Annotated in this window: 27 protein-coding genes; 14 read left to right on the top strand and 13 right to left on the bottom strand. The window is 66.1% G+C overall.

Going from position 1 to position 24,710, the window contains the following annotated elements:
• Window positions 1-46 precede the first annotated feature (46 nt).
• Window positions 47-712: an ArsR/SmtB family transcription factor gene (locus AC3WK8_RS02915; RefSeq protein WP_085594951.1), complete on the bottom strand. Its 666-nt coding sequence runs from the start codon at window positions 710-712 to the stop codon at window positions 47-49.
• Window positions 713-821: 109 nt separating this feature from the next.
• On the opposite strand from AC3WK8_RS02915, the gene AC3WK8_RS02910 reads away from it, so the two are divergent.
• On the top strand, window positions 822-1,325 hold the full coding sequence (locus tag AC3WK8_RS02910) for a DUF2938 domain-containing protein (RefSeq protein WP_103324022.1): 504 nt from the start codon (window positions 822-824) through the stop codon (window positions 1,323-1,325).
• Window positions 1,326-1,593: 268 nt separating this feature from the next.
• Here AC3WK8_RS02910 and vapC read toward each other — a convergent pair whose 3' ends face one another.
• The gene (gene vapC, locus AC3WK8_RS02905) at window positions 1,594-1,992 is read right to left on the bottom strand and encodes a type II toxin-antitoxin system tRNA(fMet)-specific endonuclease VapC (RefSeq protein WP_085594947.1); all 399 of its coding nucleotides are present in this window, start codon (window positions 1,990-1,992) and stop codon (window positions 1,594-1,596) included.
• Window positions 1,992-2,225 (bottom strand): type II toxin-antitoxin system VapB family antitoxin, encoded by a 234-nt coding sequence (gene vapB / locus AC3WK8_RS02900; RefSeq protein ID WP_103324023.1) that lies wholly within the window; start codon window positions 2,223-2,225, stop codon window positions 1,992-1,994. The genes vapC and vapB overlap by 1 nt, the downstream gene beginning before the upstream one ends.
• A 177-nt stretch (window positions 2,226-2,402) precedes the next feature.
• Between vapB and AC3WK8_RS02895 the strand changes: the two genes are divergently transcribed.
• Both AC3WK8_RS02895 and AC3WK8_RS02890 read left to right on the top strand, forming a co-directional pair.
• The gene (locus AC3WK8_RS02895) at window positions 2,403-2,984 is read left to right on the top strand and encodes a DedA family protein (RefSeq protein ID WP_085594943.1); all 582 of its coding nucleotides are present in this window, start codon (window positions 2,403-2,405) and stop codon (window positions 2,982-2,984) included.
• Between the two features lie 120 nt (window positions 2,985-3,104).
• Window positions 3,105-4,352 (top strand): 2-aminoadipate transaminase, encoded by a 1,248-nt coding sequence (locus tag AC3WK8_RS02890; protein WP_085594941.1) that lies wholly within the window; start codon window positions 3,105-3,107, stop codon window positions 4,350-4,352.
• A gap of 25 nt (window positions 4,353-4,377) precedes the next feature.
• On the opposite strand, the gene AC3WK8_RS02885 is transcribed toward AC3WK8_RS02890, so the two are convergent.
• From AC3WK8_RS02885 to AC3WK8_RS02875, 3 genes are all read right to left on the bottom strand, one after another.
• Entirely contained in the window at window positions 4,378-4,962 is a 585-nt protein-coding gene (locus AC3WK8_RS02885) for a hypothetical protein (RefSeq protein WP_022640740.1), read from the bottom strand.
• A gap of 4 nt (window positions 4,963-4,966) precedes the next feature.
• A complete protein-coding gene (locus AC3WK8_RS02880; RefSeq protein WP_022640741.1) occupies window positions 4,967-5,410 on the bottom strand; it encodes a DUF3592 domain-containing protein in 444 nt (147 codons plus the stop codon).
• Window positions 5,411-5,556: 146 nt separating this feature from the next.
• Window positions 5,557-6,387: an amidohydrolase family protein gene (locus AC3WK8_RS02875; RefSeq protein WP_022640742.1), complete on the bottom strand. Its 831-nt coding sequence runs from the start codon at window positions 6,385-6,387 to the stop codon at window positions 5,557-5,559.
• 170 nt (window positions 6,388-6,557) lie between these two features.
• On the opposite strand from AC3WK8_RS02875, the gene AC3WK8_RS02870 reads away from it, so the two are divergent.
• Together AC3WK8_RS02870 and AC3WK8_RS02865 are read left to right on the top strand one after the other, a co-directional pair.
• Entirely contained in the window at window positions 6,558-6,953 is a 396-nt protein-coding gene (locus AC3WK8_RS02870; RefSeq protein ID WP_103324024.1) for a GNAT family N-acetyltransferase, read from the top strand.
• A gap of 35 nt (window positions 6,954-6,988) precedes the next feature.
• The gene (locus AC3WK8_RS02865; protein WP_103324025.1) at window positions 6,989-7,618 is read left to right on the top strand and encodes an SMI1/KNR4 family protein; all 630 of its coding nucleotides are present in this window, start codon (window positions 6,989-6,991) and stop codon (window positions 7,616-7,618) included.
• Between the two features lie 24 nt (window positions 7,619-7,642).
• On the opposite strand, the gene msrA is transcribed toward AC3WK8_RS02865, so the two are convergent.
• From msrA to msrB, 3 genes are all read right to left on the bottom strand, one after another.
• On the bottom strand, window positions 7,643-8,341 hold the full coding sequence (msrA, locus tag AC3WK8_RS02860) for a peptide-methionine (S)-S-oxide reductase MsrA (protein WP_085594933.1): 699 nt from the start codon (window positions 8,339-8,341) through the stop codon (window positions 7,643-7,645).
• A gap of 87 nt (window positions 8,342-8,428) precedes the next feature.
• The gene (locus AC3WK8_RS02855; RefSeq protein WP_103324026.1) at window positions 8,429-10,207 is read right to left on the bottom strand and encodes a cytochrome c biogenesis protein DipZ; all 1,779 of its coding nucleotides are present in this window, start codon (window positions 10,205-10,207) and stop codon (window positions 8,429-8,431) included.
• Window positions 10,208-10,238: 31 nt separating this feature from the next.
• Window positions 10,239-10,757, bottom strand: coding sequence for a peptide-methionine (R)-S-oxide reductase MsrB (gene msrB / locus AC3WK8_RS02850; RefSeq protein ID WP_085594929.1), 519 nt, complete (start codon window positions 10,755-10,757; stop codon window positions 10,239-10,241).
• Window positions 10,758-10,907: 150 nt separating this feature from the next.
• On the opposite strand from msrB, the gene AC3WK8_RS02845 reads away from it, so the two are divergent.
• Complete coding sequence (locus AC3WK8_RS02845; protein ID WP_085594927.1) at window positions 10,908-11,621, top strand: response regulator transcription factor; 714 nt, start codon at window positions 10,908-10,910, stop codon at window positions 11,619-11,621.
• Complete coding sequence (locus AC3WK8_RS02840; RefSeq protein ID WP_103324027.1) at window positions 11,618-13,126, top strand: sensor histidine kinase; 1,509 nt, start codon at window positions 11,618-11,620, stop codon at window positions 13,124-13,126. Before AC3WK8_RS02845 ends, AC3WK8_RS02840 begins: the two co-directional genes overlap by 4 nt.
• 137 nt (window positions 13,127-13,263) lie before the next feature.
• On the opposite strand, the gene AC3WK8_RS02835 is transcribed toward AC3WK8_RS02840, so the two are convergent.
• From AC3WK8_RS02835 to AC3WK8_RS02820, 4 genes are all read right to left on the bottom strand, one after another.
• Window positions 13,264-14,061 carry a GNAT family N-acetyltransferase gene (locus tag AC3WK8_RS02835; RefSeq protein WP_103324028.1) on the bottom strand — a complete coding sequence of 266 codons (798 nt, stop codon included), beginning with the start codon at window positions 14,059-14,061 and terminating at the stop codon, window positions 13,264-13,266.
• 1 nt (window position 14,062) lies between these two features.
• Window positions 14,063-14,542: an HIT family protein gene (locus tag AC3WK8_RS02830; protein WP_103324029.1), complete on the bottom strand. Its 480-nt coding sequence runs from the start codon at window positions 14,540-14,542 to the stop codon at window positions 14,063-14,065.
• A gap of 107 nt (window positions 14,543-14,649) precedes the next feature.
• On the bottom strand, window positions 14,650-16,257 hold the full coding sequence (locus tag AC3WK8_RS02825; protein ID WP_103324030.1) for a 5-guanidino-2-oxopentanoate decarboxylase: 1,608 nt from the start codon (window positions 16,255-16,257) through the stop codon (window positions 14,650-14,652).
• 121 nt (window positions 16,258-16,378) lie between these two features.
• A complete protein-coding gene (locus tag AC3WK8_RS02820; RefSeq protein WP_085594917.1) occupies window positions 16,379-17,299 on the bottom strand; it encodes a LysR substrate-binding domain-containing protein in 921 nt (306 codons plus the stop codon).
• A 225-nt stretch (window positions 17,300-17,524) separates the two neighbouring features.
• On the opposite strand from AC3WK8_RS02820, the gene AC3WK8_RS02815 reads away from it, so the two are divergent.
• The 7 genes from AC3WK8_RS02815 (at window position 17,525) to AC3WK8_RS02785 (ending at window position 24,647) form a co-directional block, all read left to right on the top strand.
• A complete protein-coding gene (locus AC3WK8_RS02815) occupies window positions 17,525-18,319 on the top strand; it encodes an ABC transporter ATP-binding protein (protein WP_068588693.1) in 795 nt (264 codons plus the stop codon).
• Window positions 18,320-18,368: 49 nt separating this feature from the next.
• Window positions 18,369-19,142 carry a transporter substrate-binding domain-containing protein gene (locus tag AC3WK8_RS02810; RefSeq protein WP_103324031.1) on the top strand — a complete coding sequence of 258 codons (774 nt, stop codon included), beginning with the start codon at window positions 18,369-18,371 and terminating at the stop codon, window positions 19,140-19,142.
• A gap of 50 nt (window positions 19,143-19,192) precedes the next feature.
• A complete protein-coding gene (locus tag AC3WK8_RS02805) occupies window positions 19,193-19,906 on the top strand; it encodes an ABC transporter permease (RefSeq protein ID WP_022640758.1) in 714 nt (237 codons plus the stop codon).
• Between the two features lie 9 nt (window positions 19,907-19,915).
• Window positions 19,916-20,620 carry an ABC transporter permease gene (locus tag AC3WK8_RS02800; protein ID WP_085594915.1) on the top strand — a complete coding sequence of 235 codons (705 nt, stop codon included), beginning with the start codon at window positions 19,916-19,918 and terminating at the stop codon, window positions 20,618-20,620.
• A 42-nt stretch (window positions 20,621-20,662) separates the two neighbouring features.
• Window positions 20,663-21,844 carry a pyridoxal phosphate-dependent aminotransferase gene (locus tag AC3WK8_RS02795; RefSeq protein WP_103324032.1) on the top strand — a complete coding sequence of 394 codons (1,182 nt, stop codon included), beginning with the start codon at window positions 20,663-20,665 and terminating at the stop codon, window positions 21,842-21,844.
• 131 nt (window positions 21,845-21,975) lie between these two features.
• Entirely contained in the window at window positions 21,976-23,724 is a 1,749-nt protein-coding gene (locus tag AC3WK8_RS02790) for an amidohydrolase (protein WP_103324033.1), read from the top strand.
• Window positions 23,721-24,647, top strand: coding sequence for a CobW family GTP-binding protein (locus AC3WK8_RS02785; protein ID WP_103324034.1), 927 nt, complete (start codon window positions 23,721-23,723; stop codon window positions 24,645-24,647). Before AC3WK8_RS02790 ends, AC3WK8_RS02785 begins: the two co-directional genes overlap by 4 nt.
• Window positions 24,648-24,710 lie beyond the last annotated feature (63 nt).

The following is a 24,710-nucleotide window of genomic DNA, read 5'->3' as shown; positions in this document are numbered from 1 at the left end:
CATGCACCTGTAGGCAATGGCTTATTCGCCCTGTTTCTCGGCGTTTTCACTCGCTAGCTTCGACACCCAGCCCTGCGGCCTGCCAGTCGGTGAACCCCTCGTCCAGGCGCCGCACCTTGAAGCCCTTGGCCCGCAACAACGCCGCAGCGTTGTGCGAAAGCACACAGTAAGGGCCGCGGCAGTAGGCCACCAACTCCTGCTCCGACGGTAGCTCCGCCAGGCGCAGTTCCAGCTCATCCAGCGGGATGTTGATCGCCCCCGGCAGGTGCCCCTGGGCAAATTCCTCCGGCGAACGCACATCCAGCAAGGTCATGCCGCCTTCCTGCAAGCGCTGCTGCAACTCGCCCCGGGAGATGCCCTCAAGCCGCGCCGGCTGTTGCACGCTGTCGCTGAGCAGGTCGCGAATCTGCCCATGGTTGTAGTCGACGTACTGGCGCAGGGCATCGAGCAGGTTCACCACCGGCCCCTGGGCCAGGCTGTAGAGCACGCGCTTGCCATCGCGCCGGGACTGCACGAAACCGCCGCGACGCAACTGCTGCAGATGCTGGGAAGTGTTGGCTACCGAAAGGCCCGAGGCCTCCACCAGGCGCTCCACCGGTTGCTCGCCGCGAGCGATGTGCTCCAGCAGGATCAAGCGATGGTGATGCCCGAGGATGCGCGCCAGCTCGGCCATGTCGGCCAGGGGCTGCTGTGGGGAAAACGAATCGGTCATTGACAGTTCCTGCTGCTTTATTGATCATTCAATCATTAAATTGAATGAAATCTTATCATGGGAATACCTGGCACTGTACTGCCAGGCTTCCGCATCCGAAGGAGTCCTTATGCATGCACTCATGGCGTTGATCTTACCGGCACTGGCGATCGGTGTCGGCGCAACCGTGGTCCTGGATCTCTGGAACCTGTTCCTGGCCCGGTTCCTGAACATGCCCGGCCCCAACTGGGCCATGGTCGGGCGCTGGGTCGGCCACTTCCCCAAGGGCCGGTTCGTGCACCAGAACATCGCCCAGGCGGCGCCAATAGCCGCAGAACAAGCGCTGGGCTGGCTGGCCCACTACCTGATCGGGATCGCTTTCGCGGTACTGTTGCTGCTGACCCAGGACCCGCAATGGCCGTTGCAGCCGACCCTGGCCCCGGCGCTGATCGTCGGCGTGCTGACGGTGGCCGCGCCGTTCTTCCTGATGCAGCCGTGCATGGGTGCCGGAGTCGCGGCCAGCAAGACGCCCAAGCCGAACGTGGCCCGGCTGCGCAGCCTGGTCGGCCACTCGGTGTTCGGCCTGGGCCTGTATGGTTCGGCCATGGCCTGGGCCTGGGTGATGGGACAGTAAGGGGTGTCGGACTTATCTAGGGTCTGTTGCCATTTCGCCGCGACCGCGCCGGAGCCAGTTTTAGCGCGGAGCTAGGCACGAGACGCGAAGTTTGGCCGTCCAAATGAGCCGTCGAGTAACGACGCGCCGCGCTAAAACCGGCCCGTCCACAAATGGCGCCATGCGTCGTTGCAGGACTTGACAAGGGAACGACCATTGCCTGCGTCCTACGCCTAGCCTGGCACCATTTGACGCGGCAACGCGGTTTGCGCCGAAACGGCAACAGACCCTAGACCCAATCCTCGACGCGCAACCCGGGCACACGCTCGAACTCACGAAGATTGTTGGTAACCAGGGTCAGCCCCAATGACCTGGCATGTCCCGCTATCAGTTGATCGTAGGGACCTATCCGTTTGCCCTTCTGGGCGAGTTCGGCCTGTAGCTGGCCACTATGGATCGCAGCGTTATCGTCATAATCCAGCACTTGCAGGCGTGCCACGAAGCTTTCGACACGCCCCAGGTTTTTCTCCGGCACGGCAGATTTTTCCGCACCATAGATCAATTCCATCAACGTGATGGAACTGATGCACAAACGTCCCTGATTACGGCTGAACGCTTCGCGAACCTGCTGGGGTTTGTTCTTGATGGTAAAGATGCAGATATTGGTATCGAGCATGTACTTGAACATCAGAACTCCTCACGTATCTGCTCGGCTGGCTGCTCCCGTTCAGTCATGAAGTCAGCGCTCACGCTGTCCTGCTCATCAAACCAGCTTTCCCAGGACTCGCCCGCCGGAGTGATGATGCGGGTGCGGCCGATCGCGACGATGTCCACCCGTGTGACATCGTCCGGCAACGCCACGGCCTTGGGCATGCGAATAGCCTGGCTGCGATTGCTTTTGAATACGGAACCGGTTTCCATCGAATCACCTGCTGCATGAGCCAAAGGTGCCCTCAAGTCTAGTGAAGCAAAGGGATATGTCAAAGGTATATCCCTTACGCTCAGCCATCGCCGACCGAACGCTTCAATCCGGTAGCACTCGAAGCAGGATGGCGGATCGAAGCCATGACCCACCTCGAACGTACACAAGGGATAGCCATGCTCGAACACCTGGACCTCAACGCCTTGATCGCCACCTACGGCTACTGGGTGATCTTCGTCGGTTGCCTGCTGGAGGGCGAGACTGTGTTGATCCTCGGTGGCATGGCGGCGCACCAGGGCAACCTGGAGTGGCCCCAGGTGCTCGGCCTGGCCACCCTCGGCGGCATCCTCGGCGACCAACTGCTGTTCTGGACCGGTCGCTACTCCGGTGCCCGGATACTGCCCAGGCTCAAGCGCCACCAGGCCGCCATCGAGCGGGTCAAGGGCCTGATCGAGCGCTATCCCCTGACCTCGGTGTTCGCCGTGCGCTTTCTTTATGGCATGCGCCTGGTAGGACCGATGGTCATCGGCGCCAGCGGCCTGGCACCCTGGCGCTTTGCTTTGCTCAATGTGCTCGGGGCCGCGGTCTGGGCCATGTTGTTCGTCGGGGCTGGCTATTGGGCCGGCGAGGCCTTGCAGCATTTTTTCGGCGACCTGAAGCCCTATCGCCTGCCGATCTTCCTCGGCGTGGTGGCCCTGCTGGCGCTCGCCGCCCTGGTGCGCCACCTGCGCAACCGCCACAAGGCGCAAAGGTCCTGAGCAGGAGGCAAAGACCAGATCGGGAAATTTCATACTGACCCGGCGACTTTATTTCGTTTGTCCCAGGCGGCCGAGGCCGGCTTAGATAACGGCTCGTTCCCGGCATCCAGAGCCCATCCCATGAGCCACCAGAACATCAGCCGTTCGATCGCCACCGTCCATCCGATCCAGCTCAGCCACGGGCGCAACGCCGAAGTCTGGGACACCCAGGGCAAGCGCTACATCGACTTCGTCGGCGGCATTGGCGTACTCAACCTCGGGCACTGCCATCCGCGTATCGTCGCGGCCATCCAGGCCCAGGCCAGCCGCCTCACCCACTACGCCTTCAACGCCGCTGCCCACGCGCCCTACCTTGAGTTCATGGAGCGCCTGGCCAGCTTCATCCCGGTGAACTATCCAGTCAGCGGCATGCTCACCAACAGTGGCGCCGAAGCAGCGGAAAACGCCTTGAAGATCGTCCGCGCCGCGACCGGGCGCAGCGCCGTGATCGCCTTCGATGGTGGCTTCCATGGCCGTACCCTGGCCACCCTCAACCTCAACGGCAAGGTCGCCCCCTACAAGCAGAAGGTCGGCGTGCTACCGGGGCCCGTGTACCACCTGCCCTACCCCAGCGCCGACAACGGCGTGAGTGCCGAAGAAGCCTTGAAGGCCATGCAACGGTTGTTCAGCGTGGAGATCGATGTCGGCGAGGTGGCCTGCTTCATCTTCGAGCCAGTACAGGGCGAAGGCGGCTTCCTGGCTCTGGACCCGGGGTTCGCCCAGGCCCTGCGTCGCTTGTGCGACGAGCAGCGGATCCTCCTGGTGGCCGACGAGATCCAGTCCGGCTTTGGCCGCACCGGCCAGCGTTTCGGCTTTTCCCGGCTGGGTATCGAACCGGACCTGATCCTCTTGGGCAAGAGCATCGGCGGCGGGCTGCCCCTGGGCGCGGTGGTGGGTCGCCAGGAGCTGCTGGACAGCCTGCCCCGAGGCGGCCTGGGGGGCACCTATTCGGGCAACCCGATCGCTTGCGCCGCGGCCCTGGCGACCCTGGAGGAAATGACCGACGAGCATCTGCAAGCCTGGGGCGAGGTCCAGGAACGAGCGATTGTCGAGCGTTACCGGCACTGGAAGTCCAGCGGCCTGTGCCGCTACCTGGGGCGCTTGACCGGGGTCGGCGCCATGCGCGGAATCGAGCTGCTGGATGAGCAGGGCGCGCCAGCGTCGGAGCCGTTGAACAATCTGCTGGCCAGCGCCCGGGAAGCCGGCCTGCTGCTGATGCCCAGCGGCAAGTCACGGCATATCGTGCGCCTGTTGGCGCCCCTGACCACGGAAGCGGAAGTCTTCGAAGAGGGGCTGGATATTCTCCAGCAATGCCTGGCGCGCCTGTGACTCCAGGCGCCCCGGACAGAAAGGGCTAGAACAGGTAGCCCATGTAGATCGCCGCACCGCCGCCGGCTTGCAGGCCGGCGTTCATCCCGGCCATGACTACCGCACCCTTGGCCGACTGCAGCAGTTGGCGGTTGACCGTGGTAGCCGCGAAAATCGAGGCCGCAGTGGAATTCACCGCTACCGCCAGGGCCAGCAGCTTGGGGTCCAGGCCGAACAGCAAGGCCGTGGCCGAACCACCCACCCCCAGCCCGGCACCGACTTCGGTGTACAGGCAAGGGCCGGTGATGTCGTCGCTGGTCAGGTCGCGGCTGGCCAGGGCGTCGGAAACGAACACCTTGCCGGTGCTGGGAAAGGCTTCGGCAGCACCGGCGCCACCGACGGTCTTGCCCTTGATCCGGATATTGACCTTGCCGAAGCGCGGCAGGCGGGCGCCGAACCCTACCCCCACCCCAAGGCCGCCATAGTGGTAGTGCACATCCTCGCCCTGGGGCGAGCGCAGTACCAGGGAAGCGCCGCTGCCAGCCAGCAGGGCCACGGTCAGGCCGCCGCCACTGGCGGTCTGGTACTGCCAGCGACTCTCGTTGACCGGGATCGGGATGTCATAGCTCATGGGTTCAAAGTCCTTTTAATGGTTGTGCGGCGCGACGCCCGCGCTGGCTGGCGATGCCGATGAGGCCGGCAATGACGAACACCAGGCCGATCAGGCCCAGCACGCCCGGGGTGGCCCAGAGAGCGGCCGGATCGTCGATGACCGCGCTGTTGGCCGCGCGGTCGGGCTGGTAGTAGACCCGGACCGGCTGGTCTTTCTGGTAGCCGAAGATGAAGCCGCCCTGGGGATAGGAGATCTTCTCCCCACTGGCCGTGGTGAAGGCGATCTCGGGGTGCGAGCCGCCGGCATTCAGGTCGCTGACGATGCCGTCGGCGGTCTGGGCGCTGGCGAGGAATTCGCGGCGGTCGAGGGCAAGGTTGCCGGCGATGACCAGCAGGCCGATGCCGATCAGGGCGAACAGCAGACCCTGGAGGATCTTGCCGAGGCGTGACGGGGTGGAGTTAGCCATGGGCTGTCTCGATATTCGTCCGTGAATGGGGAGGCCAAGATTACAAGAAACCTCGAGCCAGAAAAACCGCTGCCAAGGTGCGCGCACCGTTCGCCAGCGGACCCGGGCCGCCCAGGGTCAGGGCCATGTGCGCCTGCGGGAGGCGACTACAAACCGAAAACCCGGCGGGCATTGCCCTGGAGGAATTTGTCCGCGATTGGCGGCGGAAGTTCCAGGGCCTGGACCTGCTCCAGGCATTTTTTCAGCGACAGCTGGGGGAAGTTGCTGCCGAACAAGACCTTGTCCTGGCCGTAGGTGCGGATGAAATGCAGTAGCTGCGGCGGGTAGTAGGCCGGCAGGTAGGCCGAGGTATCGATGTGGATATTGTCGTGCTTCCAGGCCAGGCCGATCATCTCGTCGGTCCAGGGATGGCCGATGTGCCCGCCGACGATCACCAGCTCGGGAAAGTCCAGGGCCACCTCGTCCAGGTAGGGCACCGGCCGCCCGGTCTCCGAGGGCATCAGCGGGCCGGTATGACCGACCTGGGTACAGAAGGGAATCCCCAGCTCGATGCACTTGGCGTACAGCGGGTAGTACAAGCGGTGGTTGGGCGGCAGCTTCCATAGCCAGGGCACGATGCGCAGGGCCTTGCAACCCAGCTCGCCCACCGCCCGATCGAGTTCGGCCAGGGCGGCCATGGGCCGGCTCAGGTCCACCGTGGCCACGCCGACGAAACGCTCGGGAAAGGCCCGGGTATAGGCCGCCACTTCATCGTTGCTGAACACCCAGCCCTCGGGCCGGCACCAGGCGCTGAGCATGAGCTTTTCCACTCCGGCCTGATCCATCAGCGCCACGGTCTGCTCGATGCTCACCGGCTGGTCGAGCAGGTGCGCCGAGCCGGACTTCTCGAACAGCCGGGCGACTTCCGGCAACAGCGCCCGCGCGCGGCCATTGGCCGGCTGCGCCCAGGCATCGATGGCTCCCAGTTTCACGGTCATGCTTGCGTCCCTCCAGGCAGATCCAAGTCCAGGCACCACGCTACGCCTGGCGCCAGCCGGCAACAATGTTCGCAATGCTCGCCCGGCTTGACCGAAGCGTTCAGCCGCGCTTGACGAATAACCCGCCGGCGGGATGCAATCCGCGATCGCTACCCATTGGAGACATGCCCATGCTGATCCGCGACGCCCGGGCCGAGGACTGCGAAGCCCTGCGGCAATTTCTCGGCGACAACGGCTGGGGCCATCGCATTGGCACCCGCGAGTACTTCAGCCAGTTGCTGGCCAACTCCCAGCGCACGGCAGTGGCCCTGCACGACAACAGCATCATCGGTTTTGCCCGCGGCCTCAGCGATGGGCTCTCCAACGGCTACCTGTCCATGGTGGTGGTTGCCCAGCAACATCGGCGGCAAGGTACAGGCCGGGCCCTGGTGCACTGGGTGATGGGCGACAACCCGCAGATCACCTGGGTCCTGCGCGCCGGTCGTCCTGGAGCGGCGCAGTTCTTCCGCTCGATGGGCTTCGAGCCCTCGGACATCGCCATGGAGCGCAAGCGCCATAGCGCCTGATCGCCCTTCACCTGCCGCTCACCCAAGGAGCCCTCATGTCAGAACAACACGACACCAACGCCGACTGGCCACCGGCCGGCTGCCCGCCCCTGGCCTGGCCGGACCTGCCCGATCAGGCCACGCGCCTGGCCTGGTACCGGGCGGCGATTGGCGCCTACGGCGCGCTATGGGAAGGACACATCAACGAACCCGAGCTGACACCCGTCAGCGAAGACACCTTGCAGGCCCTGGAACAGCGCCTGGGCTGCCCGCTGCCACCGGCGCTGCGCGACTACCACCGCCAGCTGGGGGTGCTGTCCCTGGCCGAGACCCTGTGCAGCGTCGAGCCCGGCGACATCTCGATCCAGCCTCTGCTGGAGGCCTACCCCGGCATCGTCGAGATCGACGAGCAATACCTGGACCTGGCACTGGCGCAAAGGCTGGTGGCCTTCGGCGACTACCTGGGCAACGGCAACCTGTTCTGCTTCGAGCGCGACACCGGCGCGGTCTACTACTTCGACCACGATAGCGGCATGGCCCTGACGCCTTTCTTCGATTCGCCGCAGGACTACCTGGACGCGCTGATGCTGCTGTGCCTGGCCGAGGTACATGACGACGATGACGGCGTCGAAGCGCTGATCAGCCAGCGCTATGGCGAGGATCTGCTACGCAAGTGGCGCTACTGACCTCCCCGCCCTCAAGATCGGTCATCAACCGCCAGTCTTCACCCGTATCGGCTGTTCCTGGTAACGCTCGGGAAACAGCTGCTTGAGGTGCGCCACCTTGGGCAGGTCATTGATCACGATGTAGGGATAGCCAGGGTGCTCGGCAAGAAAATCCTGGTGATAGGCCTCCGCCGGGTAGAAGGTCTGGTCCGGTTCCAGGCGGGTGGCAATGGGCTTGGCGAACGCCCGTCCTGCATCGAGCTGGGCGATGTAGGCCTGGGCCACCCGTTGTTGCTCGGGCGTCTGCGGGAACAGCGCCGAGCGGTACTGGGGACCGCTGTCCGGCCCCTGGCGATTGAGTTCGGTAGGGTCGTGGGCCACCGAGAAGTAGATCTGCAGCAAGCTGCCATAGCTGACCTGGGCCGGGTCGAAGGTCACCTGCACCGACTCGGCATGCCCGGTGTCACCTTCGCTGACCCGCTGGTAGTCCGCCGTCTGCGCCGCGCCCCCGGCATAACCGGACACCGCGCGCTGCACGCCTTTGACATGGGCGAACACGCCCTGCACACCCCAGAAGCAACCACCGGCAAATACCGCCGTCTCGCTAGGGGCCGGATTGCGTTCATCCAGCGCTGGCGGTGCGATCACCACCGCGTCACCGGTACCACCAAGGGAAAAGGCCGAGCACTGCCCCGCCAGCCCCAGCACGGTCATTGCCAGCACTGCACCCAGAATGTTCTTCATACCTGCCTCTCTTGCCATGAGTGAACCTGCAGGGCCGCGCCCGGCCTTTCCACGGTCCAGGCCAACCGACTGTCGTGTCCCCACCTTTCAACCAAAAGTGAAGGCATAGGCCTGCACCCCTGGTTCGAGAAACTCGATGCTGAAGGTGTGCTCCGCCACATCGCCGGCCTGACGCACCAACTGGTACAGGCGCTGCTCGGTCACCTGGCCGCTGCCGTCGGGCGCCACATCCACGCCGTGGTCCGCCCCCGGTGCCTGGCCGTCGATCAGCACCTTGAAGCGCACCGGCTTGCCATCCACACCCGGACCCAGTACCAGGTGCAGGTCACGGGCGTGAAAGCGGTACACCAGCGCCCCGCCTGGCGCAGTGGATCGAGCACTTTCGGCCCCGACCTTCCACTGCCCGCGCAGGCCCCAGTCGTTCAGCGCCAACTGCGCTGGCACCTCATAGGCCGCGATGGTGTCCGGTGCCAGGCTGGCCTGGGGCACGAAATTCTCCGAGCGCTGGTAGCCGACGTAGGTTTCCGGCGAGCGCACCTCGTTCATGTCCGCCGCTTGCTGCACCCCCTTGGCCTCGGCCTGGATCAAGCCACCGGCGACCTGGGCATTGCCGGCCTCGCGCAGCAGTTGCTGGATCACTCGCTCCGACTCGGCGTACTCACCCTCGCCGAAGTGCTGGTAGCGAATGCGCCCCTGGGCATCGGCGAAGTAGTGCGCCGGCCAGTACTGGTTGTCGAAGGCACGCCAGATCCGGTAGTCGTTGTCGATGGCCACGGGGTAGTCGATGCCCAAGTCCTTCACGGCCTTGGTGACATTGCCCACGTCCCGTTCGAAGGCGAACTCCGGGGCGTGTACACCGATCACCACCAGCCCCTGGTCGCGGTACTTCTCGGCCCAGGCTTTGACATAGGGCAGGCTGCGCAGGCAGTTGATGCAGGAGTAGGTCCAGAAATCCACCAGTACCACCTTGCCCTTCAGCGCCTCGGCACTCAGGGGGGGCGAGTTGAGCCACTGCACGGCGCCACTCAGCGGCGGCAACTGGCCCTGCACCGGCAGGGCCGGCGCGGACATGGCGCCAGCGGCAGCCATCATTGCGCCGCCGAGGTGATCTTGCGCCTGCATCGCCCCCTCCGGTGCAGCCGCCCCACCCGCCAACCGTCCCACCAGGGCCTGCTCCAGGCCGGCGGTGGAGGCCGTGGAAAGACGCGCGAGAATCCCGGTGTCCCAGCCCATGGCAATGGCCGCGACCCCGGCGAGCATCGCTGCCCCCAGGCCCTTGCGCAGCCATTCACCGGCGCCCAGGGAGCGCTTCATGGCGGCGAACACCTTGCCACCGAGCAACAGCGCCACGGCCAGCGAGGTCGCAGCGCCGCCCGCGTAGGCCAGCAACAGCAGGCTGGTCGCGAGGTTGGCGCCCTGCAATGCCGCTCCGGTCAGCAACAGCCCGAGAATCGGCCCGGCGCACGGCGCCCAGAGCAGGCCGGTGGCAACGCCGATCAACAATGAAGCGCCGGGCCGCGGCCGTGGGTCGTGGCCGGCAGCCTCCGAGAGCCGCCCGCCCACCGCCACCAGCGGCCGGGTCAGGCGCTCGGCCAACCGCGGCAGCAGCAGCGTCAGCCCGAACAGTGCTACGCACAGCAACGCGAGCCAGCGACCGTACTGATTGGCTTGCACCACCCAGGCGCCGCCCACCGCCGCCAGGCTCGCGACCACGGCGAAGGTCAGGGCCATGCCCAGCAACAGCGGCAAGCCACTGCGCAAGAACGGCTGGCCGGTGCGAGCGAAGACAAAGGGCAATACCGGCAGAATGCAGGGGCTGACAATGGTCAGCACACCACCGAGATAAGCGAGAAGCAGTAGCCACATGAGGTCATCCTTCTATCGGTGAGAAACAGCATCAGGCCGCTTGTACGGTGAAGTTCATGGCCAGCCCGTTCATGCAGTAGCGCAGGCCGGTAGGCGCCGGGCCATCATCGAATACATGCCCCAGGTGGCCGCCGCAGCGCCGGCAGTGCACTTCGGTGCGCTGCATGCCCAAAGAACGATCGCTGCGCTGCGCCACTGCCTGTTCCAGCGGGGCCCAGAAGCTTGGCCAGCCGGTGTGGCTGTCGAACTTGGTGGCCGAGGAAAACAGCGCCAGCGCACAACCGGCGCAGGCAAAGGTGCCGGCGCGGTGCTCCTCGTTCAGCGGGCTGCTGTAGGCGCGCTCGGTGCCCTCCTGGCGCAATACCCGGTACTGCTCGGGGCTGAGCAAGGTGCGCCATTCAGCGTCGCTGTGACTGACCTCGAAAACCTCGTCGGCCAGCGCCGGTGCGACCAGCGCGTCAACGCCGCCCAAGCGTGGCAGGACCTCCAAGGCCAGGGCCGCCACACCCAGGCCGCCACTGGCCAATAAGAACTGTCGCCGTGAAAACATGGCTGCCTCCCACAATCATCCGCTCTGGTAGTGGGTTGAGCCTAAGCTTGGGCTGATCGCCAAATCCTCACGCACAGTTAAACAATTCGTGATAACTGGCCTCGGCGAAACACCGCACAATGCGCCCATTGCCTAAAGGACCCTGTGTCGATGGAACAAGCCAAACGCGTGCTGGTGGTCGAGGACGACCAGCACATTGCCGAGCTGATTGCGCTGCACTTGCGCGACGAGCAGCTGGAGGTGGTGCACAGCGCCGACGGCACCGAGGGCCTGCGCCTGCTGCAACAGGGCGGCTGGGACGCGCTGATCCTGGACCTGATGCTGCCCGGGGTCGATGGCCTGGAGATCTGTCGCCAGGCCCGGGCCATGACCCGCTACACCCCGATCATCATCACCAGTGCCCGCTCCAGCGAGATGCACCGCATCCTTGGCCTGGAACTGGGCGCCGACGACTACCTGGCCAAGCCGTTCTCGGTGCTCGAGCTGGTGGCCCGGGTCAAGGCGCTGCTGCGCCGGGTCGATGCGCTGGCACGCAACCTCAAGCTGGACAGCGGCAGCCTCGCCCTCGACGGCCTGGCCATCGATCCGCTGACCCGCGACGCCAGCCTGGACGGGCGGCGCCTGGACCTCACGCCGCGGGAGTTCGACCTCCTGTATTTCTTCGCCCGCCAGCCGGGCAAGGTGTTCTCGCGCATGGACCTGCTCAATGCCGTCTGGGGCTACAACCACGAAGGCTACGAGCACACCGTCAACACCCATATCAATCGCTTGCGGGCCAAGATCGAAAGCGACCCGGCACAGCCCGCGCGGATCCTCACGGTCTGGGGCCGCGGCTACAAGTTCGCCGCCCAGGAGCCGACATGAAGCTGACCCTGAGCCAACGCCTGTCCGTGGTGTTCGCCCTGTTGCTGCTAGTGTGCTGCTCCACCTCGGCCTGGCTGCAGGTGCGCTCCAATCGCATGCATGAGCTGGAAGTGGTGCAGGGGTTGTCCCGGGATCTGGCCGGGCATATCGCCCGGGACACCCAGTTGATGGATGCCAACGGTCTGATGCCCAACGCCCTGCGTGCGCTGTTCGGCCAGCTGATGCTGGTCAACCCCAGTGTCGAGCTGTACCTGCTGGACAGCCAGGGACGGATAGTCGGCAATGCCGCTCCCGCCGGTCGCCTGCGCCGCGAACAGGTGGACCTGGCGCCAATCCGTCGCCTGCTGGCTGGCGACCCGCTGCCGATCCTTGGCGACGACCCGCGCAGCCAGGATGGGCGCAAGGTGTTCAGCGCAGCGCCATTGATGGTTGCCGGCAAGCAGGCGGGTTATCTGTACGTGGTGCTGCTCAGCGAGGAACACGACCGCATCGCCGAACGCGGCGCCACGGGTGCGGCCTTGAACATCGCCTTGTGGTCGATCGCCCTGGTGGCGCTGTTGTGCCTGATCGCCGGCCTCACGGCCTTCGCCCTGATCACCCGGCCATTGCGCACGCTGACCGAACGGGTCGGCCACTTCGACATCGAGGGTGCTTCGCCGCCACTGGGGCCCACGCCACCAGCTCAACCCAAGAACGGTAGCCTGGATGAAATCGCCGTGCTCGACGCCACGTTCCGCCAGATGCAGGCCCGGCTCAATGAGCAGTGGCGCACCCTGACCCGCCAGGATCAGGAGCGCCGCGAGCTGGTGGCGAACATTTCCCACGACCTGCGCACGCCACTGTCGTCCCTGCATGGCTACCTGGAAACCCTGTCGCTCAAGGACGCCAGCCTGAGCCCCGAGGAACGTCGGCGCTACCTGGGCATCGCCCTGGATCAGAGCCGTAAGGTCGGCGGCCTGGCCCAGGCACTGCTGGAACTGGTGCGGCTGGAACATGGTTTCGTCCAGCCGATTCTCGAACCCTTCTCCCTGACCGACCTGTTGCAGGACCTGTTCCAGAAATTCGAACTCACCGCCGAGGCGCGCCAGGTGCGCTTCGAAGCACGTTTCAAGCCGGACACCTGGGTGGTCTGCGCCGACCTCGGGCTGATCGAGCGGGTACTGACCAACCTGTTCGACAACGCCCTGCGCCATACCCCGGCCGGCGGCGAGATCGAAATCAGCCTGCAGGCCGAGGGGCCACAGGTGCAGGTACGAGTCAGCGACAGTGGTCCCGGCATTGCCGAGCACCTGCGCGAAGGCCTGTTCCTGCGCCCCTTCACCATCGGTGGCGCCCGCCGTGACGGCGGCCTGGGCTTGCGCATCGTCCATCGCATCCTGCAATTGCACGGGGTGAGCATCCGCCTGGTGGACGAACCCGGGCGCGGTGCGACCTTCTGCTTTGCGCTACCGGTGGAGGCGAAAACGGCCGAGGAGTGGGCCAGGCAATCGCGGACAAGCCAATAGTGCTGACTCCGAAACTCATCGCTTCGACCGGTTGCACAAGGCCAAGCCTCGCCCGCTGCCTGCCTGTCGCAAAGCAGCCGGGCTGCCCGTCTTGCCCAAGGGCTCGCCACCCGTTCAGGGCCAGGGCTTCAGCGCTGCTAAGGCGCGGCCCGATACAGGGTTTGCAGGTGGGAAAGGCGCAAGCCGCAGTGTTCCAGGTTGCGCCGGCTTTGCGAGTTCACCAACGCCGTGGCCGCCACACTCCGAGCGCCGAGGGCGACGGCCTGGTGCAACCTGTGGGCGATCAGGGCCCGGTGATGACCCTGGCCGCGCGCAGCCTTGGTGGTAAAGGCGGTGCCCAGGTAGGCCACGCCGTTGTCGGCGATGAACAACGCCGCACCGGCCACCGCGACACCCTGTTCGCGTATCAGGTACAAGTGCCCGCGAGCATCGTCGAGCAAGGCGCCGAAAGCCGCTTGGGTAACCGGCCGGGCAGCCGCGGGTGTGTTGAATGCCTCGCGATGCAGCACACAGAAGCTTTCCAGGGTCGACAGATCCACTGACTCGATATCCGAACACGCCGGCGGGGACGGGATCGCCTCCACGGGCGCAAGGAATTGCCCATGGGTCCAGCCCTTCAGGCGTTGCAGCAGTTGCCCTTGCAGCTCCAGGGTGGGTGCGATCCTGGCCGATGCGGCGATCAGTGCGATCGCCGGGTTGCAGGCGTTGCAAGCCTGCAGCAGGCTGGCCAGCTTCCCGGCGTCTCGCTCCTGGTCACCGTGCACCCGATTCAGCATCGGGCTGGGATGGTCGGCCACAAGGAACGCACCGCAGCTCGAATCGCCCTGCACGCTTGCCCGATAGGGGTTGCCCGAGATGCTCGCCAGGCCCTCGACCCGGGTGCGCAAGTATTGGTTTTCCGCATGTTCAACGGCCAACGCCTGTGAGCGATCCATATCAGCGGCCTCCCCCGGCCGGCGTCTCGCTGACCCAGGGCACCCGTACCTCGCCAGCGATGAGCGCGGCCTGGCGTTGCAGGGTGTCGACCTTCGCCTTGGGGCCGAACAGCCCGGTGAAGTGCAGCAGCAGGCGAGCGGCGAAACCCAGGCCATCGCCGCTGCGCCGGGGGATCAGGTGCATGTGGGCATGGGGAATATGCTGGTTGGTGGCCCGGCCATCGTTGACCAAGAGGTGCGTGCCCTCCACGCCGAAGCCGGCACGACGCTGCGCGGCCACCAGGCCATCGAACACCTGGTACAGGTGCTGGCGGACGAAACCGGGCAACTGGTCGAGCTTTTCCACATGGGACTGGGGAATCAGCAGCACATGCCCCTGCCCCAGGGGGTGCACGTCCATGAAGGCCATGCAATGTTCATCGCGGTAGATCACGGCCGCAGGCAAGGCGCCAGCGATAATCTGGCAGAAAATGCAGTTCATCCATGAGTCCTCGAGTGACAAGGTGCGTCCCGGCGAAAACCTGAATGTAACCCAGCTTGCCCCCTGCCTGCGCGTTTCTTGCGGCGCCTTGCCGGGGCGCCGGAAAATCAGTCCAGGGCCAGGTAGGCGCCGGCATCGACCTCGATCATCACCGGTTGGCGAGTGCTCGCAAGATTCGCCAGCAGTTCCTGCAACTGCGCCGGGCTGGCCGCCTGGTGGTAGGCCACATGGCAACTGGCGGCCAGGGCCTGGAAATCCGGAGTGAGGATGTCCACCCCCAGCGGCTGGATGTCCCGGGCATGCATGTAGTCGCGGATCTCGCCATAACACTGGTTGTTCCACACCAGCAGGATCACGCCGATCTGCGCTTCACAGGCCGCGATCAGCTCGCCGCTGGTGAACTGCAGGCCGCCGTCGCCCACCAGCGCCACCACCGTCCGCCCGGGCTGCGCCAGCTTGGCGCCCATGGCCGCCGGCAAGCCGTAGCCCAGGGTGCCGTAGCCACTGCCAGCGTTGAACCAGCTGGCCGGGGCCGGGGCCTGGTAGCCGCACGCGCCCTGGTACACCGGCTGGGTCGAGTCGCCCACCAGGATCGGTGCGTCGAGGTTGTCGCGCAACAGGTCCAGCAAGCCTTGCAGCCCTCGCTGCCGGGGCGTCCAGCTGGCGCGTTCGGCCTGGTTCACCCGTTGCACGCTGTCCACCGCCCAGCGCCCGCGAGCGCCCTGCGGGGCGACCTGGTCCAACAGCGCCTGCAAGCCTTGCCGGGCATCGCCCAACAGGCCGACATGGGCCCGTTGCACGCCCATGACCTGCAGCGGATCGATGTCCAGGCGGATCAGCGAACCCTTGAAGCGCAACGGCCCCAGGCCAAAGAAGTCGTAGTCGGTCTCGCCCAGTTCGGTACCCACCGCCAGCACCACGTCGGCTTCGTCGATCAACGCCCGGCCATGGGCCGCCGACTGCACCCCATCGAGCAACAACGGGTGGGCCTGGGGCAGCAGGCCCCGGGCGTTGGTGGTCAGCGCCACCGGGGCTTGCAGGCGCTCGGCCAGTTGCTGCAGCACCTGGGCGCAACCCCGGGCCCCGCCACCGGCGAGGATCAGCGGCCGGTGGGCGGCATCGAGCAGGGCCAGCGCCGCGGCCAGCGAATCCCCGGCCGGAGCCGGTGCGCCGGGCAGGCTGCGCGGCATCAGGTTGAGGTCGACGGCCGGCATCTCCAGCACGTCCAGGGGAATCTCGATATGCACCGGCCGTGGGCGCGCGCATTTGAACAGGGCAAAGGCCCGGGCCAGGATCTCCGGCAACTCCGCCGGCGACTGCAAGGTATGGCTGAAGGCGCAGACCCCGGCCACCATCGCCCGCTGGTCCGGCAACTCATGCAGGTGGCCATGGCCCAGGCGCAGGTGCTCGCGCCGGTTGACCGTGGAGATCACCAGCATCGGCACCGAGTCGGCGTAGGCCTGGCCCATGGCGGTGAGGATGTTGGTCATGCCCGGGCCGGTGATGATGAAGCACACCCCGGGCTTGCCGCTGGCCCGGGCGTAGCCGTCGGCCATGAACCCCGCGCCCTGTTCGTGGCGCGGGCTGACGTGGCGCAGGCGGCTGCCGTGCAGGCCGCGATACAGCTCCACCGTGTGCACCCCGGGAATCCCGAACACCGTGTCCACGCCATAACCTTCCAGCAAACGAACCAGCGACTGCGCACAGGTGGTCATCGACTACTCCTCTTGTTCTTATGGCGGGCGACACCCTGCGCCCGGCTGATGTCGAGGGACATTAGTCGCAGCCACCGAGGCGCAACAATCGAAAAAAATCCTCGCTATTGATCAATAAAATTCACGCTTTGCCAGCGCGTCGCGGTTCCGGATGCAGGCGGGTGATGCCGTGCAACTGCGACTTGACCCACTCACTGAAGGCCAGCACCACCGGGCGCTCGGCCTTGAGCTGGTCGGCCACCAGGTAGTAGCCGCGGTTGGATTCGATCTCGGTGTCGAACGGCTGCACCAGCAGGCCCTTGGCCAGGGCCTCGCCGCTGAGCAGGTTGTCGCCCATGGCGATGCCCTGGCCGGCGATGCAGGCCGACTGCACGAAGTGCGCATCGGCGAACACTATGCCCCGGCGCACGTCGACGTTCGGCGCCCCGGCCGCCGCCAGCCAGATCCGCCAGTCGGAGTAGTCGATCATGTGCAGCAACAGGGCGTGGTCCAGCGCATCCAGGCTCTTGAGCCCGCCCATGGCGTTCACCAGGCTCGGGCTGCACACCGGGAAATAGCGCAAAGAGACGATCTTCTGCACATGCTGGTTGGGCCAGTCGCCCATGCCGTAGGCGACGAACAGGTCGACGTTGCTGTCGCTGGTATCGCCCGGGGTACGCGGCGATACCAGGTGCAGCTCGATCTGGGGATACAGCGCCTGGAACTCGGCGATATGGGTGCACAGCCAGTAGGTGGCGAACCCTGGCGGGCTGCTGATGCACAGGCGCCCGCTGACTTGCTGGCCGTCCGAACGCTGCCCGGCCTCGAGGATATTGGCCAGCAGCAGGTGGATGTCCCGGGCGTAGCGCTCGCCCTGGTAGGTGATGCGGATGCTGCGGCCCTGGCGCTCGGTCAGGGCGAACCCCAGGGTCTGCTCCAGGCTCTTGATCTGGTGGCTGATGGCGCTGGGGGTCAGGTTCAGCTCGCTGGCGGCTTCGGCGACACTGCCCAGGCGGGCCACCGCATCCAGGGCCCGCAGCGCCGTCATGGAGGGATAACGCATACCGATCGTGCCTCGACTGCAAGAAAACGAGTGGCTGCACCATAGCGATAATCGGCGTGCGGCAATAGCCTTGTCCGTCGCCAAGAAAATCACCAATTACTGAAAAAAATTTCCGTGTCCGGCTAAAAAAGCTCGATTGACCCTATGCCGCCGATGGCTAATTCTCAGGTCCTACCCTGTGCCGGGGAATGCCCGGCCATCGCACAATAACAAGAGGGTCGACCCTTGCAATCGCAGCCCAACTCCACCCAGCCCGTGGTGGCGATCGACGATCTGCACAAGAGCTACGCCGATCACCACGTTCTCAAGGGCATCGCCCTGCGCGCCAACGAAGGCGAAGTGGTATCGCTGATCGGCTCCAGCGGTTCGGGCAAAAGCACCCTGCTGCGCTGCATCAACCTGCTGGAGATTCCCTGCAGCGGCAGCCTGCGCATCAATGGCGAACAGGTGCGCCTGAAGACCGACCGCGCCGGCAATCCCCAGGTCGCCGACCCGGCCCAGGTGGCACGCCTGCGCACCCAGCTGAGCATGGTGTTCCAGGGCTTCAACCTGTGGCCCCACCGCACCGTGCTGGAGAACGTCATCGAGGCACCGGTGTATGTCCTGGGCGAAGACCGCAAGGAGGCCATCGCCCACGCCGAGCACCTGCTGGAGAAAGTCGGCCTGGCCCACAAGCGCGACACCTTCCCGTCCTTTCTCTCCGGTGGCCAGCAACAACGGGTGGCCATCGCCCGGGCCCTGGCCATGCGCCCCAAGGTACTGCTGATGGACGAGCCGACCTCGGCCCTGGACCCGGAACTGGTGGGCGAGGTGCTCAAGGTCATCCAGGGCATCGCCGAGGAAGGCCGGACGATGATCCTGGTGACCCACGAGATGGCCTTCGCCCGCGATGTGTCGAGCAAGGTGATGTTCCTCCACCAGGGCCTGGTGGAGGAGGAAGGTGCGCCGCAGCAAATATTCTTCAACCCGGCCAGCGAGCGCTGCCGGCAATTCGTCATGGCCCAGGAAAACCGCGTCTGACGTCCCGCTGCAATCCTTGAAAACAACAACTTAGATAAAGGGTCAAGCCATGAAAAACCTGCTCAAGGTGCTCGCCACCGGTTGCCTGTTCAGTGCCCTGTCCAGCCATGCCCTGGCCGCCGACAAGATCGTCTTCGGCATCGCCCTGGAACCCTACCCGCCGTTCTCGATGAAAAGCGGCGCCGGCGACTGGAGCGGTTTCGAACCGGAGCTGATCAAGGCCCTGTGCGAACGCATGCAGGCCCAGTGCCCGCTCAAGGAAGTGGCCTGGGACGGACTGATCCCGGCCCTGCAATCGAGCCAGATCGACGCCATCCTCAACTCCCTGAGCATCACCGAGGAACGCCAGCAGGTCATCGATTTCTCCGCGCCCTACTACCAGACCCCGGCCATGTGGGTCGCCGACCAGTCCCTGGAACTCACCCCCACCCCCGAAGGGCTCAAGGGCAAGCTGATCGGTGTGCAGGGCTCGACCTCCAACGCCACCTTCGCCAAGGCCTACTACGGCAAGGCCTCGACCCTGCGCTACTACACCACCCAGGACGACATGCTCTCCGACCTGCAGAGCGGGCGCATCGACGTGATGCTGGCCGACGCCCTGACCATCGAGCCGGTCCTGCAAGCGGCGGCTGGCGCGGGCCTGGCCAACAAGGGCCTGGCGCCCCGGGACCCGCTGTTCGGCTCCGGCATCGGCGTCGGCCTGCGCAAGGGCGACAGCGCCTTGCAACAGCGGATCGACAAGGCCCTGGCGGCACTCAAGGCCGACGGCACCTACGACAAGATCCGCAGCCGCTACTTCAGCGTCGACATCTCTGCCAACTAAGCCGCCCGGCGACCTGCTGCGGCAGGCCGCCGGCGTTGACTGGATACGCCATGATTTCTCTGTCCGACCTTTCCCAACTGTTCGTCGCCGACGGCTGGCTCGGCGCCCTGGCCCAGGGCGCGCTGGTGTCCCTGCAGATTTCCGCCGGGGCCTTCGTCCTCGGCCTGGGCATCGGCCTGCTGGTGGCGATGATCAAGCTGCGCGGGCCGCGCTGGCTGGTGAAGCTGGCCAACCTCTACACCACCCTGTACCGGGCCATGCCCGAGCTGCTGCTGATCCTGCTGCTGTACTACGCCGGCACCGACCTGCTGAACATGGCCATGGCGGCCATGGACCGCCCAAGCGTCACGGTCAACGGTTTCATCGCCGCCGTACTGGTGCTGGGCATCGTCCAGGGCGCTTATTCGGCGGAGATCATCCGCGGCGCGATCCTGGCCATTCCCCATGGCCAGATCGAGGCGGCGCGGGCCTACGGCATCGAACGCTGGCTGCTGGTGCGGCGCATCCTGCTGCCGAGCATGCTGCCCTTCGCCATGGCCGGGTTGTCGAACCTGTGGCTGGTGCTGGTCAAGGACAGCGCGCTGATCAGCATCGTCGGCTACAGCGAACTGCTCTCGGTGGGCAAGCAGGCCGCCGGTTCCACCAAGCACTACCTGGTGTTCTACCTCGCCGTCGCGGCGTTCTACTTCGTCATCACCCTGGTGTCCGGCAGCGTGTTCCGCGTGCTCGAACGACGCACCCACCGCTGGCTGCCCCAGCACTAGGAGGCTGTGATGGATTTTTCCTGGATCAATGGTTTTTCCACCGAGCTGGTACGCGGCCTGGGCATCACCCTCAAGCTGCTGGCCCTGAGCGCAGCTTGCGGTTTCGTCCTGGCGGTGCTGGTGGGCCTGGGCCGAGTGTCGCGCAACCCCCTGGTCAGCGCGCCCATGCGCTTCTACATCAGCGTATTCCGCGGTACGCCGCTGCTGGTGCAGATCTACATCCTCTACTACGGCGTCGGCAGCCTGTTCGCCGCCTATCCGCCGATCCGCGGCAGCTTCCTCTGGCCCTACCTGCGCGAAGGCTTCTGGTACGTGGCCCTGGCGCTGACCCTGAGTGTCGGCGCCTATGTCGGCGAGGTCCTGCGCGGCGGCCTGCGGGCAGTGCCCCGGGGCGAACTGGAAGCGGCCCGTGCCTATGGCATGGGCTACTGGCTGACCTTGCGCCGGGTCTGGCTGCCCCGGGCCCTGGAGCTGGTACGCCCGACCCTGGTGGGCGAATGCGTGCTGCTGCTCAAGGCCACGGCCCTGGCTTCCACGGTGGCGGTCACCGACCTGCTGGGCGCCGCCAACCTGGTGCGGGCCCAGACCCTGAAGGTCTACGAGCCGCTGCTGGCGGTGGCGCTGATCTACATCGTGCTGGCCTTCGTCATCGAACACCTGTGCGGCCGCCTGGGCGCCACCCCCAACAAACAGGCGCCCCAGCGCCAGGCCTGAACCCATTCATTACGCGGGCAACGCGCCCGTGAGGAGCACCACATGCGTTATTCCCCTTTCGTCCAGCGCATCAGCGGCGAATCCGTCAGTGCCTGGGACATCCACTACGCCGCCATCGAGGCCCGTGGCCGTGGCGAGGACGTGATCGTGCTCAGCGTCGGTGATCCGGACTTCGCCACCGACCCGCGCATCGGCGCCGCCGCCGGCGCCGCGCTGGAGCAAGGCGATACCCACTACACCCATGTGCTTGGGCGCCCGGCCCTGCGCGAGGCGATTGCCGCCAAGCAGCGGCGCCTGCTGGGCATCGAGGTCGAGGCGGCCAACGTGGCCCTGGTGGCCGGGGCGCAGAATGGCCTGTTCGCCGCTTCGCTGTGCCTGTTCGGCAGTGGCGATGAAGTGCTGGTGCCCGAACCCATGTACCTGACCTACGAGGCTTGCATCCATGCCTCGGGCGCCAGCCTGGTGGCGGTGGAGCAACCGGCGGCCAACGGTTTTCGCCTGACCGCCGCGGCCCTGGAGGCGGCCCTGACCGACAAGACCCGGGGCATCGCCCTGGCCACGCCGTGCAACCCCACCGGCAACGTCTACAGCCGCGAAGAGCTGGAAGCGGTGGCCGAGGTCGCGCGCAAGCACGACCTGTGGGTGATTTCCGATGAGGTCTACGGGCAATTGACCTACGACCGCCAGCACCTGAGCATCGCAGCCCTGCCGGGCATGGCCGGGCGCACGGTGATCCTCAACAGCCTGTCCAAGACCCACGCCATGACCGGCTGGCGCGTGGGCTGGGTGGTGGGCCCCGAGGAGCTGGTGGGGCACCTGGACAACCTGCTGCTGTGCATGCTCTACGGCCTGCCGGGGTTCATCCAGGAAGCTGCGCTCAAGGCCCTGGAGCTGGATGACGAGGTGGTCGATAGCGCTCGCGAGGTCTACCGCCGCCGTCGCGACCTGGTGATGGCAGGCCTGTGCCAGGTGCCCCTGCTGGACTGCCGCGAGCCAGAGGCCGGGATGTTCATGCTGGTGGACGTGCGCCGTACCGGCCTGTCGAGCATGGACTTCGCCTGGCAGCTGTTTCGCGCCACCGGGGTCTCGGTCCTCGATGCCCAGGCCTTTGGCGCCAGCGCCGAGGGTTTCGTGCGCATTTCCTTCACCGTGGCCGACGAGGTGCTCAAGGACGCATGCCAACGCATCGCCGGGTTCGTCGAGGCCCTGGGCGCACAACGCTGACCCAGGGATCGACGCTGGCGAGGCGGCTTGCTCCCTCGCCATAGCAGCGCCCATGAACCACTGCTTTGCCACTGCGCCTGTCGCCCATTTTTTTGCCCATTGTTGAAGGGCCCTGCTTGAGAGGTTGACCCGTGACCGCTTCCGACCAATTCAACTCCACCCATAGCGCCGTCGACCAGTACGCCGAACTGGTGCTGCACAACGGCCGGATCTACACCCTCGACCCGGCGCAGCCCTGGGCCGATGCCGTGGCCATTCGCCAAGGCAAGCTGATCGCGGTGGGCAGCCTCGCCTCCTTGAGCTCGCTGGTCGGCCCCAATACCCGCCAGCACGACCTGGACGGGGCGTTCTGCATGCCCGGCCTGCACGACATGCACACCCACCCCGACCTGGCCCTGGCACCCCGCTACGCCGACGACCTGGACGTGGGCATCGAGGACCCGACCCCGGAGCAACTGGCGGCGGCGATCCACGCCTATGCCGACAGCCATCCGGGCGACGGCTGGATCTACGGCCAATACTGGGTGCGCTACACCTTTCGCGAGGCCGGCCTGACGCCGGGCCGCGAGTGGCTGGACAGCATCATGCCGGACCGCCCGGTGGCCCTGCTGGACCGCATGTGGGGCACCATGATGGTCAACTCCAAGGCCCTGGAACTGGCCGGTATCGATCGCCATACCAGCGACCCGCGCAACGGCTACCTGGAGCGCGACTCGCTCACCGGCGAGCCCAACGGGCTTTTGATCGACGGCGCCTACGCGCTGATCCACGCGGCCATGCCGGCGACGCCGGTCTCGGTACTGCGCCGGGCCTATCGCGATGGCGTGCACTTCCAGACCTCTCGCGGGGTCACCGCCACCAAGTACGTGCACGTCTGCGAGAACCGCTTGCAGGCACTCAAGGAACTGGACGACGCTGGCGAGCTGACCCTGCGGGTGGAAGCCGCCATCAGCTGGCAGGACGATATCTTCCCGGTACGCCGGCGCTGGGAGCTGCTCAGCGGCGAGCGGCACTTCTATCGCAGCTCGCGGTTGAGCGCCAATGCGGTGAAGTTCCATTTCGACGGCACCGTGGAGCCCAAGTCCTCGTACCTGCTGACCCCCTGGCCCGAGGAATCGAGCTGGCGCGGCAAGCTCAACCTGACCCCGGAACACATCACCGACATGGTGGTGGACATGGACCGCCGTGGCTTGCGGGTGATCGCTCACTGCACCGGCGACGGCGCCTCCGACGTGTTCCTCGATGCCGTGGCCGAGGCCCGGCGCCGCAACGGCCACAGCGGCGTACGCCACCAGTGTGCCCACAGCACCTTGCTGCACCCGGGCAATCTCAAGCGCTTCCAGAGCCTGGACGTGATCGCCGAGTTCTCCCCGGCGGCCTGGTACCCGACCCCGTTCGCCAGCGGCGCGCGCTCAGGCTATGGCCAGGAACGCCTCAAGCGCATCTACGACTTCAAGGGCGTGCTGGCCGCCGGCGGCATCGCGGTGTTCGGCACCGACTGGCCGGTGGCATCCATCGACCCGTGGCTGGCGCTGGAAACCATGGTCACCCGGCAAAACCCCTGGAACCAGGAACCCGACACCTTCGGCGACCCCATCAGCCTGGAGCAGGCGCTGCAAGTGGCGACCCTCAACGGCGCCCATGCCATGGGCCTGGAACACCTGACCGGCAGCCTGCAGGCCGGCAAGTCGGCGGACCTGATCGTGCTCGACCGCGACCTGTTCGCCCAACCGGCCCGCAACTACATCCACCACACCCAGGTGCAGCTGACCTTCGTCGAGGGCCAGTTGGTCTACGACCGACTGGGCACCTTCAGCGACACGCCGCTGCAGGCGGTATGGGAAGGCCTGCCACCGTTGATCGAGGGCCAGGAGCCATGAACAAGCTGCCGAGCATTCCGGTCACGGTGGTCTCGGGTTTTCTCGGGGCCGGCAAGACCACCCTGCTCAACCGCCTGGTGCAACGCGCCGACAGCGGCCGGCTGGCGGTGATCGTCAACGATTTCGGCGAACTGAACATCGATGCGGCGATCATCGCCGAGGTCACCGACGCGGTGTACAGCCTGCAGAACGGCTGTATCTGCTGCACCGTGCAGGAAGACCTGCTGGCGCAACTGGTGAGCCTGTCCAAGCTGCGCCCGGCCCTGGAGCGGATCGTCATCGAGTGCAGCGGCGTCTCCGACCCGCAACGCATCGTGCAGACCATCGGCTACCCGCAACTGCGCGACCGCCTGCACCTGGATGCGGTGGTGACCCTGGTGGATGCCAGCGGTTTCCAGGCCCTGGAGGGCGACATGGCGCGCCTGTCCCGGGCCCAGGTGGCCTGCGCCGACTGGGTGCTGCTGAACAAGGTCGACCTGGTCACGCCCGAGCAGTTGCAGGCGATCCGTAGCAGCCTCACCTGCCGCGCCCCGGTGTTCGAAACCGTACAGGCCGAACTGCCGGACGAACTGTTGCTGGCCCCGCCGGTACGCTCCAGCGAGGTGCTGTTCAAGGCTTTGCCCCAGGCCCACGACCAGTTGTTCGAAAGCTGGGTATGGAACAGCCCCCGGCCCTTGCAGGCCAAGGCCTTGCGTGACTGGCTGGCGCAGTTACCGGCCGATTTGCTGCGCCTCAAGGGGCTGGTACGCCTGGACGGCAGCGAGCAGCCCTACTGGTTGCAGCATGTGGGCAGCCGCAGCCAGTTCACCCTGGCCACCGGGCAACCCAGCGAACATGCCGCGCAACTGGTGTTCATCGCCCGCCGCGGCAGCGACCTGCGCCAGGAGCTGGAATCCGGGATCAGCGCCACCCAGGTGGCCTGATCCTGGGTGGCTTCACGGCCTGGTCGGCAAGGCGCAATTTGGCCGCACCTCCCCGCCAAGAAG

It is taken from the genome of Pseudomonas sp. FW507-12TSA (genome assembly GCF_058781435.1).
The sequence above is the reverse complement of the archived record's forward strand: the minus strand, read 5'-3'. Positions and strand labels throughout refer to the sequence as shown.

Coding starts and splice junctions, on each gene's coding strand:
- AC3WK8_RS02915 (WP_085594951.1), bottom strand. CDS start 712: ATGACCGATTCGTTTTCCCCACAGCAGCCCCTGGCCGACATGGCCGAG.
- AC3WK8_RS02910 (WP_103324022.1), top strand. CDS start 822: ATGCATGCACTCATGGCGTTGATCTTACCGGCACTGGCGATCGGTGTC.
- vapC (WP_085594947.1), bottom strand. CDS start 1,992: ATGTTCAAGTACATGCTCGATACCAATATCTGCATCTTTACCATCAAG.
- vapB (WP_103324023.1), bottom strand. CDS start 2,225: ATGGAAACCGGTTCCGTATTCAAAAGCAATCGCAGCCAGGCTATTCGC.
- AC3WK8_RS02895 (WP_085594943.1), top strand. CDS start 2,403: ATGCTCGAACACCTGGACCTCAACGCCTTGATCGCCACCTACGGCTAC.
- AC3WK8_RS02890 (WP_085594941.1), top strand. CDS start 3,105: ATGAGCCACCAGAACATCAGCCGTTCGATCGCCACCGTCCATCCGATC.
- AC3WK8_RS02885 (WP_022640740.1), bottom strand. CDS start 4,962: ATGAGCTATGACATCCCGATCCCGGTCAACGAGAGTCGCTGGCAGTAC.
- AC3WK8_RS02880 (WP_022640741.1), bottom strand. CDS start 5,410: ATGGCTAACTCCACCCCGTCACGCCTCGGCAAGATCCTCCAGGGTCTG.
- AC3WK8_RS02875 (WP_022640742.1), bottom strand. CDS start 6,387: ATGACCGTGAAACTGGGAGCCATCGATGCCTGGGCGCAGCCGGCCAAT.
- AC3WK8_RS02870 (WP_103324024.1), top strand. CDS start 6,558: ATGCTGATCCGCGACGCCCGGGCCGAGGACTGCGAAGCCCTGCGGCAA.
- AC3WK8_RS02865 (WP_103324025.1), top strand. CDS start 6,989: ATGTCAGAACAACACGACACCAACGCCGACTGGCCACCGGCCGGCTGC.
- msrA (WP_085594933.1), bottom strand. CDS start 8,341: ATGAAGAACATTCTGGGTGCAGTGCTGGCAATGACCGTGCTGGGGCTG.
- AC3WK8_RS02855 (WP_103324026.1), bottom strand. CDS start 10,207: ATGTGGCTACTGCTTCTCGCTTATCTCGGTGGTGTGCTGACCATTGTC.
- msrB (WP_085594929.1), bottom strand. CDS start 10,757: ATGTTTTCACGGCGACAGTTCTTATTGGCCAGTGGCGGCCTGGGTGTG.
- AC3WK8_RS02845 (WP_085594927.1), top strand. CDS start 10,908: ATGGAACAAGCCAAACGCGTGCTGGTGGTCGAGGACGACCAGCACATT.
- AC3WK8_RS02840 (WP_103324027.1), top strand. CDS start 11,618: ATGAAGCTGACCCTGAGCCAACGCCTGTCCGTGGTGTTCGCCCTGTTG.
- AC3WK8_RS02835 (WP_103324028.1), bottom strand. CDS start 14,061: ATGGATCGCTCACAGGCGTTGGCCGTTGAACATGCGGAAAACCAATAC.
- AC3WK8_RS02830 (WP_103324029.1), bottom strand. CDS start 14,542: ATGAACTGCATTTTCTGCCAGATTATCGCTGGCGCCTTGCCTGCGGCC.
- AC3WK8_RS02825 (WP_103324030.1), bottom strand. CDS start 16,257: ATGACCACCTGTGCGCAGTCGCTGGTTCGTTTGCTGGAAGGTTATGGC.
- AC3WK8_RS02820 (WP_085594917.1), bottom strand. CDS start 17,299: ATGCGTTATCCCTCCATGACGGCGCTGCGGGCCCTGGATGCGGTGGCC.
- AC3WK8_RS02810 (WP_103324031.1), top strand. CDS start 18,369: ATGAAAAACCTGCTCAAGGTGCTCGCCACCGGTTGCCTGTTCAGTGCC.
- AC3WK8_RS02805 (WP_022640758.1), top strand. CDS start 19,193: ATGATTTCTCTGTCCGACCTTTCCCAACTGTTCGTCGCCGACGGCTGG.
- AC3WK8_RS02800 (WP_085594915.1), top strand. CDS start 19,916: ATGGATTTTTCCTGGATCAATGGTTTTTCCACCGAGCTGGTACGCGGC.
- AC3WK8_RS02795 (WP_103324032.1), top strand. CDS start 20,663: ATGCGTTATTCCCCTTTCGTCCAGCGCATCAGCGGCGAATCCGTCAGT.
- AC3WK8_RS02785 (WP_103324034.1), top strand. CDS start 23,721: ATGAACAAGCTGCCGAGCATTCCGGTCACGGTGGTCTCGGGTTTTCTC.